14 protein-coding genes are annotated in these 12,563 nt (G+C 73.2%); 5 read left to right on the top strand and 9 right to left on the bottom strand.

Annotated elements, in window-relative coordinates; all coding sequences use genetic code 11:
- Window positions 1–12 precede the first annotated feature (12 nt).
- Window positions 13–675: a nitroreductase family protein gene (locus ACFYNO_RS34230; RefSeq protein ID WP_388021430.1), complete on the bottom strand. Its 663-nt coding sequence runs from the start codon at window positions 673–675 to the stop codon at window positions 13–15.
- A gap of 68 nt (window positions 676–743) precedes the next feature.
- Here ACFYNO_RS34230 and ACFYNO_RS34225 point away from each other — a divergent pair, with 68 nt between their 5' ends.
- Entirely contained in the window at window positions 744–1,133 is a 390-nt protein-coding gene (locus ACFYNO_RS34225; protein WP_388021429.1) for a winged helix-turn-helix transcriptional regulator, read from the top strand.
- Here ACFYNO_RS34225 and ACFYNO_RS34220 read toward each other — a convergent pair.
- The gene (locus ACFYNO_RS34220; protein WP_388021428.1) at window positions 1,127–1,555 is read right to left on the bottom strand and encodes a hypothetical protein; all 429 of its coding nucleotides are present in this window, start codon (window positions 1,553–1,555) and stop codon (window positions 1,127–1,129) included. The genes ACFYNO_RS34225 and ACFYNO_RS34220 overlap by 7 nt on opposite strands.
- Before the next feature lie 135 nt (window positions 1,556–1,690).
- Window positions 1,691–2,320 carry a Scr1 family TA system antitoxin-like transcriptional regulator gene (locus ACFYNO_RS34215; RefSeq protein WP_388021427.1) on the bottom strand — a complete coding sequence of 210 codons (630 nt, stop codon included), beginning with the start codon at window positions 2,318–2,320 and terminating at the stop codon, window positions 1,691–1,693.
- Window positions 2,321–2,446: 126 nt separating this feature from the next.
- On the opposite strand from ACFYNO_RS34215, the gene ACFYNO_RS34210 reads away from it, so the two are divergent.
- A complete protein-coding gene (locus tag ACFYNO_RS34210) occupies window positions 2,447–2,743 on the top strand; it encodes a hypothetical protein (RefSeq protein WP_388021426.1) in 297 nt (98 codons plus the stop codon).
- Window positions 2,740–2,973 (top strand): hypothetical protein, encoded by a 234-nt coding sequence (locus ACFYNO_RS34205; protein ID WP_388021425.1) that lies wholly within the window; start codon window positions 2,740–2,742, stop codon window positions 2,971–2,973. The genes ACFYNO_RS34210 and ACFYNO_RS34205 overlap by 4 nt, the downstream gene beginning before the upstream one ends.
- Before the next feature lie 146 nt (window positions 2,974–3,119).
- Here ACFYNO_RS34205 and ACFYNO_RS34200 read toward each other — a convergent pair whose 3' ends face one another.
- Together ACFYNO_RS34200 and ACFYNO_RS34195 are read right to left on the bottom strand one after the other, a co-directional pair.
- The gene (locus tag ACFYNO_RS34200) at window positions 3,120–3,773 is read right to left on the bottom strand and encodes a hypothetical protein (protein ID WP_388021424.1); all 654 of its coding nucleotides are present in this window, start codon (window positions 3,771–3,773) and stop codon (window positions 3,120–3,122) included.
- Window positions 3,774–4,018: 245 nt separating this feature from the next.
- On the bottom strand, window positions 4,019–5,371 hold the full coding sequence (locus tag ACFYNO_RS34195; RefSeq protein WP_388021423.1) for a cation:dicarboxylate symporter family transporter: 1,353 nt from the start codon (window positions 5,369–5,371) through the stop codon (window positions 4,019–4,021).
- 152 nt (window positions 5,372–5,523) lie between these two features.
- On the opposite strand from ACFYNO_RS34195, the gene ACFYNO_RS34190 reads away from it, so the two are divergent.
- Together ACFYNO_RS34190 and ACFYNO_RS34185 are read left to right on the top strand one after the other, a co-directional pair.
- Window positions 5,524–7,155, top strand: coding sequence for an ATP-binding protein (locus ACFYNO_RS34190; RefSeq protein WP_388021422.1), 1,632 nt, complete (start codon window positions 5,524–5,526; stop codon window positions 7,153–7,155).
- Complete coding sequence (locus ACFYNO_RS34185; RefSeq protein ID WP_388021421.1) at window positions 7,152–7,853, top strand: response regulator; 702 nt, start codon at window positions 7,152–7,154, stop codon at window positions 7,851–7,853. The genes ACFYNO_RS34190 and ACFYNO_RS34185 overlap by 4 nt, the downstream gene beginning before the upstream one ends.
- A 28-nt stretch (window positions 7,854–7,881) precedes the next feature.
- Here ACFYNO_RS34185 and ACFYNO_RS34180 read toward each other — a convergent pair whose 3' ends face one another.
- The 4 genes from ACFYNO_RS34180 to ACFYNO_RS34165 form a co-directional block, all read right to left on the bottom strand.
- Window positions 7,882–8,541 (bottom strand): hemerythrin domain-containing protein, encoded by a 660-nt coding sequence (locus ACFYNO_RS34180; RefSeq protein ID WP_388021420.1) that lies wholly within the window; start codon window positions 8,539–8,541, stop codon window positions 7,882–7,884.
- A 273-nt stretch (window positions 8,542–8,814) separates the two neighbouring features.
- The gene (locus tag ACFYNO_RS34175) at window positions 8,815–9,870 is read right to left on the bottom strand and encodes an alpha/beta hydrolase (protein ID WP_388021419.1); all 1,056 of its coding nucleotides are present in this window, start codon (window positions 9,868–9,870) and stop codon (window positions 8,815–8,817) included.
- A 296-nt stretch (window positions 9,871–10,166) separates the two neighbouring features.
- Window positions 10,167–11,255, bottom strand: a complete 1,089-nt coding sequence (locus ACFYNO_RS34170) for an enolase C-terminal domain-like protein (RefSeq protein ID WP_388021418.1) — start codon at window positions 11,253–11,255, stop codon at window positions 10,167–10,169.
- Window positions 11,252–12,520, bottom strand: a complete 1,269-nt coding sequence (locus tag ACFYNO_RS34165; protein WP_388021417.1) for an ROK family protein — start codon at window positions 12,518–12,520, stop codon at window positions 11,252–11,254. The genes ACFYNO_RS34170 and ACFYNO_RS34165 overlap by 4 nt, the downstream gene beginning before the upstream one ends.
- Between the last annotated feature and the right edge of the window lie 43 nt (window positions 12,521–12,563).

Genomic DNA, 12,563 nt, shown 5'->3' with positions numbered 1-12,563 from the left:
TCATCGCCCCGTTCACCCCAGTTCCCGCCCCCGCCCGTAGACCTCGCCGAACACGTTGCGGTCGGCGGAGCGGCGACCGGGGTGGGGGCGCTGCTCGGCCGGGTGTCCGAGCGCCAGCAGCAGGGCGATCGCGAGGTCGTCGCGGCCGTCGATGCCGATGGCCTTCTTCACCTCCACCTCGTCCCAGCCGTTCATCGGCGAGGAGGCGAGCCCGGCCTCGGTGGCGGCGAGCATCATGTACGTGGCCGCGATCACCGCGTCCTTGACGGCGTATTCGCGCAGCAACCCCCTTGCAGCCAGCCCCTGCTGGAAGGCCAGCGACTCGGCGGCGAAGCCCGCGACGAACTCCTCATTCCAGGCGCCGACCTCGCGCGCCTGCTGGTAGATGTCGGTGCGGTCCCCACGCCAGGCCTCGGACTCGGCGACGAAGACCAGCACCACCGGCGCCTCCTGCGGCTGCGGCTGGCCGCCGGCCGCCCGGGCGAGCGCGCCCCGGCCCTCCTCGCTCCGGACGACCACGACCGAGCGGTCCTGGAGGTTCCAGCTGGACGGCGCCTCGACGGCCAGCTCCAGCAGTTCGTCCAGCACGGCGTCGGCGACGGGCTCGGGACGGTAGTGGCGGATGGTGCGGCGGGTGCGGATCGCGTCCGCGACCGAGAGGGTTCGATTCGTCATGCCGGTAACTATCGGAGAGTCAGGCACTTTCAGGAAGACAGCACCTGAAAGTGCCTTAGGCTCCTCTCGTGACCGTTCTCGTGGAATCATCCGGCCTGCCCGCCGACGCCTACTCGGCCAAGTGCCCCACCCGCCTGGTCCTCGACCACATCGCGGGCAAGTGGACGGTGCTGGTCATCGACGCACTGATGGACGGCACCATGCGCCACACCGAACTCCGGCGCCGGATCGAGGGGGTGTCGCAGAAGATGCTCACCCAGACCCTGCGCACCCTGGAGACGGACGGCTTCCTCACCCGCACCGTCCACCCGGTCGTCCCGCCCCGGGTGGACTACGACCTCACCGAGCTCGGGCGCAGCCTCGGCACGCCGATCGCCGCACTGCGCGAGTGGGCGGAGGTGCACATCAACGAGGTCGAGCGCGCCCGCGCGTCGGCGGAGCCGCGGACGGATCAGTAGAAGCTCACCCTGGTCGGCCCCCAGGTGGCGCACGGGGTGCTGGTCAGGCTGGCCGCGGTGCAGAGGGAGATGTTGGCCTGGAACTCGGGGTTCACCGTGTAGTTGATCGCCTTGGTGCCCGGCCCGCAGACGCCGCCGACCACGATCAGGTCGTGGCCGAAGCCACCGAGGTAGTTGTCGACCACCGCCTCGTAGCAGCCCGAGCCGGTGTTGGTCAGGGTCCCGGTCACGACCAGCTGGGCAACCCTGTAGCCGGCACTGTCGATCGTGGTGCTGGACACGCCCGTGCCCGAGGCGGACGCGGTCTGGTAGCTCAGCGTCCACGGGTACGTCGTGCTGGTGTCCGCGGAGGCCGCGGGGGCGAACCCGATCGCGGCCGCCGCGACGGCAGCGGTGACGGTGGCGAGAGTGCGAATACGCATGAGGACTCCGTAGCGGTTGGTTGGGTGGTTACTGGAGGCCTCTCAGCTTGCTCAGAAATCACTTGGCGATCAATGGAGTTGGCGCCAGGGGCAGTCAACTCCCGTCGTTTCAACGTGTCCTGTCAACCGGACGGTTTAGGAACGGAAACAGAGTTCATTCAAGGTGCCGGTCTTGAGACCGGCCAGGAAGGCGGAGAAGGACTGGAGCGGGAAGTCGAGGGCGGGTCCAGCCTTCGGTCCACCCACATTGAAACGCAGGGCGGACTCAAGAAGGGTGACGCGGTACCACGGTGCGCCTTCCCCTCTCAGCGGTTCCTGCCGCCTGAGCCGATTGGCCAGCTTGACGCCCATGGGGGCCTCACCGAGCAGGTTCTCGGACGACTCGAAGAGGACTCGCATGTACTCCTCCGTCTGCAGCAGACCGGGGATGACCATCGAGTACTCCTGTGTGATCACCGCCTCCGCCTGCCGCTTCAGGAACCGCTCCGCGTAGTTCTCGTACGCCGGGTTGCTCACGTGCCGCATCAGGTCCAGCAGCTCACCCCCCCCCGCCCGCAACGCCGCATCGATCAGCGTCAACAGCGGCAGCGGCGCCGGATCCGTCCCCGCCTCGATCTGCGCGATCCGGTTCGCCGAGACGTGCACCAGCTTTCCCAGCTCACTCTGCGTCAACTTCCGCAAGTGGCGGAACGAACGACCCGCACGCCCAGCGCAGCGGCGAGGTTCCGCGTGGGGAACAGATTCTTCTCCGGTGGCGTACCGCACTCCCGTAACCCAAAGGTCGACCTTGACGTCGCACCCCCTTGGCGAGGATAACTGCGCACCGCCACGCTTGATGCACAGACGGTGAATCCCGTCCCCCCATCAGCTACAGAAGGCACCCCACGCACAATGACCAACCGCCTCATCGTCGACCGGAGCCTCCCGCCCTGTCGCTGTCCCGCCGGCTGCGGCGGGCACCCCGAGTTCGACGTGCGCCTCTCCCCCGCCTACCCGGCGCCGCCCACGACCGCGCCCGAACCGCCGGAGTTCCCGCACTCCCCGGTCCGCCGCAACGACATCCTCTTCGACACCCTGAACCAGCGTCACGGCGTGGTCATGGACCTCTGCCGCACCCTCGTCTACCTGCGGCCCGAGCACGGCGGGCACGAGTGGGACGTCGACCAGAAGTGGCTGGTGAAGCAGTGAACTTCCACGCGCACAAGCAGGCCGCCGAAGCCATGGACGAGCTGAACGCCAAGCTCCGCGAAGCCGGGCTCGACTTCGGCGACATCTCCTCCGGCCGGCGGATCGCCCACTCCGGGACGGTCCTCGCCCAGCCGCGGCCCTTCTACCCGATCGAGCTGCTGCGGCTCGCGGCCGCGCTCAAGGTCCCCGGTGGGCCGGAGGAGCCCGGGAAGCACGAGGACGGCGCGTGAACTACCCGCGCGCCCGCCGATCCGCCTGCCTGCTCTCCGCGGCGGCCGCGCTTCCCTTCTCGCTCGTGCTGCTCGCCTGGACAGTGCACTGACGACACGGATCGGCCCGCGCTCCGGAGGGGGAGCGCGGGCCGGTCCGGGTGAGGTCAGACGCCGCCGATCCGGCTGACGGCAGCGGTGCCCAGCGCCAGGGCGTCGGCGGAGAGCGGGACCATCGCCTTCTGCACAGCCGTCTGGTCGGGCTGCGCGGCGGTGGCGGCGGCGACCAGGTCACCGGCGTGCTGGCGCATCGTGGTGAGCATGTCCTCCACGCTCGCGGCCGGCAGACCGGCCCGCTGGAGCGGCCCGCCGAGCTGCACGTGCCCCGGGTCGGCCGGAGCCAGCGGACTGGCCGGCACCGACGGAACGGCCACACCCGACGGCACGGCCACACCGGACGGCACGGCCGCACCCGACGGCACCGCAGCCCCGGCGGGGAGCGCGGCCGGCAGCGCGGTCCGGAGCTTCTTCGTCGCCGCGTCCAGCTGACCGAGCCGGCCCTGGAGCACCGCCGGGTCCGCCTTCGCACCGTTCGCGGGAGCACTGGCCGCGGCGAGGTCGCCGACCGAGTGCAGCACGGCACCGAGGTCGCCGACCGCCTCCAGGGTGCGGGCGGCATCGGGCGCGGCGGCGACGGGGGCGGTCGCGGGGCGGTGGTCGGTGGCGGCGTAACCGGTGGCGATGCCGGTGGCGGCGACGGTGCCGGCCACCGCGGCGGTGATCAGGACCGAGGTCCACTTGCTGTGCATGGGGGAACGCATCCTTTCAGGGTGTGACCAGCCGATAACGGCCTGCTTCCACCTTGGGCGCCCGCCACGCCGCCCCGCCACCGGACCTGACCCGAACGGGCGTCAACTCGGCACGGCGGAGCGGCGGATCACCGTCAGCGGCCAGGACGCCGGGAGAGTCTTCTCCTGCCCCGGCACGGAGACCGCGGACGCTGCGGTCCCGAAAGCACCGATACCGTCGGTCATGGCCGTCGAGAGCGTCGAGCCGCCGGCGCCGGCTACGCGACCACCGCGGCCTCGAAGGCGTCCGGATCCGGTGCGGCCTCGCCGCTCAGGGCCGACTCGTCGTACGGCAGCTCTCCGGCGAGGACGAGGCCCATGCGCTCGCGGTCGACCTCGCCCGTCCAGTGGCCGATCAGGACGGTGGCGACGGCGTTGCCCGCGAAGTTGGTCAGGGCGCGGGCCTCGGACATGAAGCGGTCGATGCCGACGATCAGGCCGACGCCGTCGACCAGGGCCGGCTTGTGCGACTGCAGGCCGCCCGCCAGGGTGGCCAGGCCCGCGCCCGTCACGCCCGCGGCGCCCTTGCTGGCGATCACCATGAACAGCAGCAGCGAGAGCTGCTCGCCGAGGGACATCGGCTTGTCCATCGCCTGCGCGACGAAGATCGAGGACATGGTCAGGTAGATCGCCGTGCCGTCCAGGTTGAAGCTGTAGCCCGTCGGCACGGTGATGCCGACCACCGGACGGCTGACGCCCAGGTGCTCCATCTTCGCGATCAGCCGCGGCAGCGCGCTCTCCGAGGAGGAGGTGGAGAGGATCAGCAGGAACTCCCGCCCGAGGTAGCGCAGCAGGGCGAAGACGTTCACCCCGGCGACCAGCCGCAGCAGCAGCCCGAGCACCACCAGCACGAACAGCGCGCAGGTCAGGTAGAAGGCGACCATGATCACCGCGAGGCTCTTCAGCGCCGCGACGCCGGTCGCGCCGACCACGGCGGCCATGGCGCCGAACGCGCCGATCGGGGCGACCCACATGATCATCGACATGATCCGGAAGACCAGCGTCTGAAGGTGCCCGATCCCGCGCAGCACGGGCTGCCCGGCCGGACCGAGGCTCTGCAGCGCGAAGCCCACCAGCAGCGCGACCAACAGGGTCTGCAGCACTTGGCCGCCGGTCAGCGCGGACACCAGCGTGGTCGGGACGATGCCGAGCAGGAAGTCGGTGGTGCTCTGCGCCGCGCCTGCCGCCGCCTGGGCGTGGCCGGCCTTGGCCAGCGCCTGGGTCAGGTGCAGGCCGCTGCCCGGCTCGATCAGGTTGCCGACCACCAGGCCGAGGCCGAGCGCGACGGTGGACATCACCAGGAAGTAGCCGAGCGCCAGGCCGCCGACCCGGCCGACCTTGGCGGCCTTGGTCACCGAGCCGATGCCGAGCACGATGGTGGTGAAGATGACCGGGCTGATCATCATCTTGATCAGGTTGACGAAGCCCGTCCCGACCGGCTTGAGCTCGACGGCGAACTTCGGTGCGGCGAAGCCGACCAGGATGCCGGCCAGGACCGCCGCGATGACGGCGAGGTAGAGGTAGTGCGTGCGGTCCGCGGGTCTGTTGCGGACTGTTCCCGTTGTCGTCACCGTGCGGCTCCTTCGCCTGGTCCTGACTGCTACCCCGGGGGGAGGGTTGGTTCACTATGGGCGGCCGGGGTGACGGCGGTCACGCTTGCGTACATTGAGTTCACGCGTTCCCGCCTGCCGCTGTCCGCGGCGGAGCCTGCACACTTGCTGACATGCGCCTCCGTCCGAGCCCCCGCCCAGCCGCCGCCCCCAGGCCGCGGCCGCGCAGCCTGGCCGCGCAGCTGTTCGTCGTGCAGATCGTGATCGTGACCGCCGTCGTCGCGGGCGGCGCGGTGCTCGCGTACCTGTTCACGGCCTCCCGGGCCGAGGCCGCCGCCCGCCGCCAGGTCGAGGCCACCGCCCGCGCCGTCGCCGACGCGCCGACCGTCCGGCAGGCCGCCCTCGGGCCCGACCCCAGTGCGGTGCTCCAGCCGTACGCCGAGCAGGTCAAGGCCGACTCCGGGGTCGACTTCGTCACCGTGATGGACACCGGCGGCCTGCGCTGGACGCACCCGGATCCGGCGCAGATCGGCAAGCCGTTCCTCGGGCACATCGCGCCCGCGCTGGCCGGACGGACCTTCTTCGAGACGTACACCGGCACCCTCGGCCCGTCCGTCCGGGTGGTCACGCCGGTCTACGACGACCAGCACCGGGTGACCGCCCTGGTCAGCGCCGGCATCACGGTCGACTCGATCGGCCGGCAGCTGCGCGACCCGCTGACCGCCCTGGTCGCCGTCGCGGTGGGCGCGCTCGCGCTCGGCGGCCTCGGCACCTACCTGGTCGGCGCCCGGCTGCGCCGGCACACCTACGGCATGGGCGCGGCCGAGCTGAGCCACCTGTACGAGTACCACCAGGCCACCCTGCACTCGGTGCGCGAGGGCCTGGTCCTGCTCGACGCCCGGCACCGGGTGGTGCTCTGCAACGACGCTGCCCGCGAACTACTAGGGCTGAAGGGCGAGTTGGACGGTCGCTCGATCGCCGAGCTGGGCCTGCCGGACTCGTTGGTACGGACCGTGCTCGCCCCGGAAGCGGCCCACGACGAGCTGCACCTGACCGCGGAGCGGGTGGTGGTGCTCAACACCTCACCGATCGGCACCGGGCCGGACCAGGGCATGGGCCAGGTGCTCACCCTGCGCGACCACACCGAACTCCAGGCGCTCACCGGCGAACTGGACACCGTGCGCGGCTTCGCCGACGCGCTCGGCGCCCAGGCGCACGAGGCCGCCAACCGGCTGCACGCGGTGGTTTCGCTGATCGAACTCGGCCGCCACCAGCAGGCGGTGGAGTTCGCCACCGCCGAACTCGCGCTCGCCCAACAGCTCACCGACAAGGTGGTCGCGGCCGTGACCGAACCCGTGCTGGCCGCCCTGCTGCTGGGCAAGGCCGCACAGGCCGCCGAACGCGGCGTCGACCTGGTGCTCACCGAGGACAGCCGGATCGACGACGGTGTCCTGCCCCCCGGGCTCAGCCCGCGCGACCTGGTCACGCTGCTCGGCAACCTGATCGACAACGCGGTCGACGCCGCGATCGAGAACGCCGCCCGGCGCGCCCCCGAAGTCCGGGTGACGGCCCGGATCGACGACGGCGAACTGCTGCTGCGGGTCGCCGACAGCGGCACCGGCATCGAACCGGAGGCCGCCGCCGAGGTGTTCCGGCGCGGCTGGACCACCAAGCAGCACGGCCGCGGCCTCGGCCTCGCCCTGGTCGCGCAGACCGCCCGCCGCAACGGCGGCACGGTCGAGGTCGGCCGCACGGACGGCGCGGTGCTGACGGTCCGCCTGCCGGTGGAGGTGGCGGTCGGATGATCGACGTCCTGGTGGTCGAGGACGACCCGGTGGCGGCCGCCGCCCACACCCTCTACGTCGAGCGCTCCCCCGGCTTCCGGGTGGTCGCCACCGTCCACACCTGTGCCGACGCGCTGCGCGCGCTGGACCGCGCACGGGCCTCGGGCAAGCCGGTCGAGCTGACCCTGCTCGACCTCTACCTGCCCGACGGCCACGGCCTGCGCCTGTGCCGCACGGTGCGCGCGGCGGGCCACGCCACGGACATCATCGCCGTGACCTCCGCCCGCGACCTCGCCATGGTCCGCCAGGCGGTGTCGGCGGGCGTGGTGCAGTACCTGCTCAAGCCGTTCAGCAGCGCCGCCCTGCGCGACCGGCTGGAGAACTACGCCCGGTACCGGCAGACCCTGGACCGGCCCGGCGGCGCCATCGGCCAGGACGAGGTCGACCAGGCCTTCGCCGCGCTGCGCACCCCCGAACGGGCGGCCCTGCCCAAGGGCCTGAGCGCCCCGACCCTGGAGACCGTCGCCACCGTGCTGCGCGGCTCCACCACCGGCCTCTCCGCCGCGGCGGCGGGGGCGGCGGCCGGCGTCTCCCGGATCACCGCCCGCCGCTACCTGGAACACCTGGTGGACTGCGGCCTCGCCGTCCGCGAGCCCCAGTACGGCCAGGTCGGCCGCCCCGAACTCTGCTACCGCTGGCGCACGACGGGCGCCCGGTAGCCCGCAGCCGCCGCCTCGGGGAGTGCCGTCACTCCCCGCTCGGCACCGCCCCCCACAGCTGCGCCGCACACCGCGCGTAGACCGCCTGCCAGTGCGGCCACTGCCGCACCGTCAGGTCGTCGCACTCCGCCAGCAGCGCGTCGATCTGCTCCGGCGCCACGCCCTCCAGCAGCCAGGCCAGCGCGTCCGGGGCGGCGGGGCCGTCCGCCAGCCGTAGCAGGTCCAGGAGTTCGCCCAGGGTGCCGACCCGGGACTGGGGCGTGAAGAGCTGGGCCATCACCGGCATCACCTGCTCCTCCTCGATTCGCAGGTGGGTCTCCAGGCGGGCGGCCAGCTCCTCGACGGCGTAGGCGACGGGCCAGGCGCTGGCGGGGTCGCGGGTGCCGATGCGCATCAGGGTGGTGGTGCGGGTGAAGGAGTGGTCCAGGTTGTGGTGGTCGTCCTCGAGCCAGTTGACCAGCAGGCGCAGCTCGGGGGCGAAGCGGCGCAGCATGGGCCAGATGCGGACGTCCTGCTGTTCGTGGTGGCAGGTGAGCATCGCGGTGAGGAAGTCCCAGTGGCGCAGCAGGGCCTGGCCGGCCGCGTCGTCCTCGGGCTGCAGCAGGCGCAGCGCGGTGGGGATCCGCGCCAGGTCGCGTCGGAGCGCGGCATGCACCAGGCGCAGGCCTGCGAAGCGGACGGGTCGCACGGCTGGGACCGCCTCGTGTGGGCCGCGCTGGGCGGGGACGGAAAGCAGATGCGGCTGCATGGCACTCTTCTCGGGACGGTCAGGCGGGCTCGGGGGGGACCACTCGGCGGCGCCCCCGCGGTGAGTCGGTGGGTGATGCCGTGCGGCCAGCGTGCTCCCACTCGATCAGAGTCGAATCAATACTCGATTGCCGCGCAGGTCAGAGGCCCTGCGGAGACGAGAAGGGCGGTGCTGACAGTTCGTCAGCACCGCCCGGGAGCGAGTCGCGCAAGCCTAGGCGCTCGGGCCCGCCATGTTCTGGGTCAGCCACTGCAGGGTGTCGGGGATCATCTTCTTGAAGTGCGAGGTGAGGTGCTTGCCACCCGGCTGCTCGTAGTAGTCGATCTTGGTGGGTCCGGCCGCCTTGGCGACCCAGGCCTTCACCAGCTTGACCTCGTCCGGGGTGGCGCCGCCCGCCGTCGCCAGCATCCGCACGTCCGCCTTGCCCTGGGCGACCAGCACGTCGGGGCTGTTGGCCAGCCGCTCGGTCTCGTGGCCCTTCCAGAAGGAGGAGTCCGGGTTGAAGTAGCCGTCGATCGGCACGGCGGCCTTGTACTGCTCCGGGTGCTCCAGGGCCATCTTGGCGCTGCAGAAGGCGCCCGTGGAGGCGCCCATCAGGCCCCAGCCGTCCCGGCTCTTCAGGGTGCGGAAGTTGGCGCGGACGAAGTCCGGCACGTCCTGGGACATCCAGGTGTCCATCTTGGGCTGGCCGGGGATGTCGCTGCAGTCCAGGCTCTGGCTCTCGTTGGAGACCAGGTTCTGCACCGGCATCACCATGATGAACGGGTGCGCCTTGCCCTGCTTGACCAGGTCCTCGTCGGCGACCTGGATCGGCAGCTGGTCGTCGGTCCAGGTGTTGTAGCCGTTGCTCTGGCCGCCCGCGTAGAGGGTGAGCACCGGGAAGCCGTAGTTGGCGTACTTGGGGTCGTTGTACTCCGGCGGCAGCCAGATCCAGACCTTCGCCGAGACGCCCGACTTGGGACCGTTCAGGGTGGTCATCATGATCGGGCCGGCGGCGGTGTCCCGGGCCTTGGTCAGCTGGGCGGCCGGGCCGGTCGGCAGCTGCACCTTCCCGCTCGCGGCGCTCGGCGCGGCGCTGGGCGCGGCACTGCTCGGGGCGGCGGCGCTGGACGGGGCGGTGGCGGAAGCCGATCCGCCCGGCGCGGCGTCGGCCGCGGACTTCTTGCCGCCGCCGCCCGAACTGCCGCAGGCCGTCAGGGTGGCGGCGACCGCCACGGCGGCGGTGGCGGAGAGCAGGAGGCGGCGGGGACGGACGGGGCGCGGCTGCACGGTGGGCGGACTTCCGACTGGTGGGTGGCACCCGACCCGATCGGGCCGGGCCGCGCCGGGCCGGGTGGTGGCGGCGCGCGGTGCTGCTGATCCTATGACGTGGCCGCGACCCGCCATGGTTGCAACCGAGCGTCCTGCCACCAAATCTTTGGTACTGCTTTGGCAAAATCGGAGCGCCGCCCGGAAGTCCAGCCGGTCGGCGGGGGTCGCCGGCCGTCCGACCCCGCCGAGCGACGGGTACTACTGACGAGTAGTCAGGCCCATGTGCTCAGGCCCCTGCGCTCAGGCCCCTGTACTCAGGATCCCGCGCAACAGGGGTCCGCCAGCAGCCCGCGCCAGACCGGGACCAGCGACGGGTGGCGCGGGTCGGGCTCGTCGCCCAGCCCGGGGCCGGCCGGGATCGCCAGCCGCCCGTCCGCCACCCGCTCCCCCGCGCGCAGCAGCGAGGCCCGCCAGGGCACCTCGCCGAAGGCGTACTCCAGCGGCTCGGCGCCGGGCAGCACGGCCGCCAGGTGCGCGCTGTGCAGCGTGGCCACCGGCCCGGCCGGGTTGCGCAGCGCCACCCGCGGCACGGGACCGGCGGCACCCGCCGCCAGCTCCAGCACCGCGGCCGGTCCGCCCGCGTGCTTGACGTCGGTCAGCACCAGGTCGAGCAGCCCGGCGGCCGCGGCGAGTTCGCCCGGGCGGGCGGTGAAGCGGCGCACCGCCAGCGGGATCGCGGTGCGGCGGCGCAGCTCGGCCAGCTCGGCGGGGCGGTCGGCGCGGACACCGTCCTCCAGCCGCGCCACCCCGAGCCGGGCGAACGGCTCCAGAAGCCCCGTCAGTTCCCGCAGCGGCAGCCGCCGGTGGCAGTCCACCAGCAGCTCGGCCGCCCCCGCGGCGGCGGCCTGCACCGCGGCCACCCGGGCCAGCCCGAGGTGCGCCAGCCGGTCCCCGCCGGCGCTGTCGAACGGGGCGAAGCGCAGGCTGCGGAAGCCCGCCTCGACGGCCTGCGCCGCGGCCCGGGCAGCGGTGGCCGGGGCGCGGTGGTCGGCGCCGGCGCGGGCGGCGCGGTCGAGCAGCGCGGTGAGCGGCACCGGGCCGGGCAGCTCCCGGCCGCCGAGCCACTGCCAGAGCGGCTGCCCGGCCCGCCGGGCGGCCTGGTCGGCCTGCGCCTGGCGGATCGCGCCGCGCACGGTGCGGCAGGTGAAGGGGTCCGCGTCGCCGTTGTCCAGGGCGCGCAGCACGGCGGGCAGCGGGCCGGCGTCCGAGCACTCGCCCCAGCCGGTCACCCCGTCCGCGTCGGTGAGCTTGAGCAGCAGCCATTCGGTGCGCCCGCCGACCGCGCTGCGGTACAGCTCGGCGTGCTGGGTGAGGGTGGTGTTCGGTGCGACGGCAGTGGTCACAGCAGCCCCAGGGAGGTGAACGGTTCGGTGATGACCCGCTCCAGCACCGGCACCGCCGAGGACCGCACCAGGGTCCGGGCGCCGAACACGGCGGGCACGATGTCGTCGGCCACCGCGGCGCCGCGGTGGCTGCGGGCGGCGACCTCGGCGCGCAGGTCGTCCAGGTACTCCTCGGCCACCAGGATGCCGCCGGCCAGCACCACCCGGCTCGGGTTGAGCAGGTCGACCAGGGTGGCGATGGCCCGGCCGGCCCGGCGGGCCCGGCGGCGCAGCAGCTCCTGGGCCCGCTCGTCGCCGCTGCCGGAGCCGGCCGGGCGGGCGGTGGCGACCAGGCGCTCCAGGTCGAGCGAGCCGCCGGGCCCCTGCGGGGCGTCCGGGTCGAGCAGGCCGGCCGCGTGGGCGTCGGCGACCAGCGCGATGTCGCCGGCCGAGGCACCCAGGCAGCCGACGCCGCAGACCGGACATCGGACCTCGGGGTCGTCGGTGGCGAGCAGGTGCTCGATCGCGCCGGCGGCGGCGCCGGGGCCGCGGTGCACGGTGCGGTCGACCACGATGGCGGCGCCGAGCACGTTGCCGATGAAGACCAGGGCGAAGTCGTCCACCTCGCGGCCGGCGCCGAACCAGAGCTCGGCGCGGGCGATGGCGCGCACCGTCTGCTCCAGCACCAGCGGGCCGGGCAGCCGGTCGGCGAGTTCGGCGAGCAGCGGCACGTTGCGCCAGCCGAGCGGACCGTGCTCGACCACCAGGCCGCGGGCGCCGTCCACCCAGCCGCCGATGCTGACGCCGGTCCCCACCAGGCGGCGGTCGCCGAGCCGCTCGTCGAGGAACCGGGCGACCGCCCCGGCGGCCTGGTCGGCGATCCGGCTCGGGGTGAGCAGCGCCGGGTCGGCGGGGTGCGCCACCTCGCGCTCGGCCAGGATCCGCCCGTCCAGGCCGACCAGGCCGAAGGTGGTGCGCAGCAGGCCGATGTGCACGCCGAGCGCGACGGTGCGCTCCGGGTCCACCCGCAGCGGCACCCGGGGGCGGCCCTGGGTGGGCTCGACGGGGGCGAGTTCGCCGAGCAGTCCGGCCTCGATCAGGCTGCTGGTGAGCTTGGTGACGCTGGGCGCGGAGAGGCCGGTGTGCCGGGCGATCTCGGCCCGCGAGACGGGCCCGTAGGCCAGCACGGCGCGCAGCACCGCGGAGGCGTTGCCCTGCCGCATGTACTCGGCGCGCTGGCCGGGAGTGATCAGGCCCTGGGGCTGCTGCTCGCTGCGAATCGTCACGGTGGTCGCCTCCTCTCCGGCACTCTATCGCTCGGGTACACCG

This window comes from Kitasatospora sp. NPDC006697, assembly GCF_042869935.1.
Lineage (GTDB): Bacteria > Actinomycetota > Actinomycetes > Streptomycetales > Streptomycetaceae > Kitasatospora.
The sequence above is the reverse complement of the archived record's forward strand: the minus strand, read 5'-3'. Positions and strand labels throughout refer to the sequence as shown.

Bases quoted from the DNA above. Each gene is read 5' to 3' on its own strand.
- ACFYNO_RS34200 (WP_388021424.1), bottom strand. From the start codon at position 3,773: ATGCGTTCCCCCATGCACAGCAAGTGGACCTCGGTCCTGATCACCGCC.
- ACFYNO_RS34210 (WP_388021426.1), top strand. From the start codon at position 2,447: ATGACCAACCGCCTCATCGTCGACCGGAGCCTCCCGCCCTGTCGCTGT.
- ACFYNO_RS34230 (WP_388021430.1), bottom strand. From the start codon at position 675: ATGACGAATCGAACCCTCTCGGTCGCGGACGCGATCCGCACCCGCCGC.
- ACFYNO_RS34185 (WP_388021421.1), top strand. From the start codon at position 7,152: ATGATCGACGTCCTGGTGGTCGAGGACGACCCGGTGGCGGCCGCCGCC.
- ACFYNO_RS34190 (WP_388021422.1), top strand. From the start codon at position 5,524: ATGCGCCTCCGTCCGAGCCCCCGCCCAGCCGCCGCCCCCAGGCCGCGG.
- ACFYNO_RS34220 (WP_388021428.1), bottom strand. From the start codon at position 1,555: ATGCGTATTCGCACTCTCGCCACCGTCACCGCTGCCGTCGCGGCGGCC.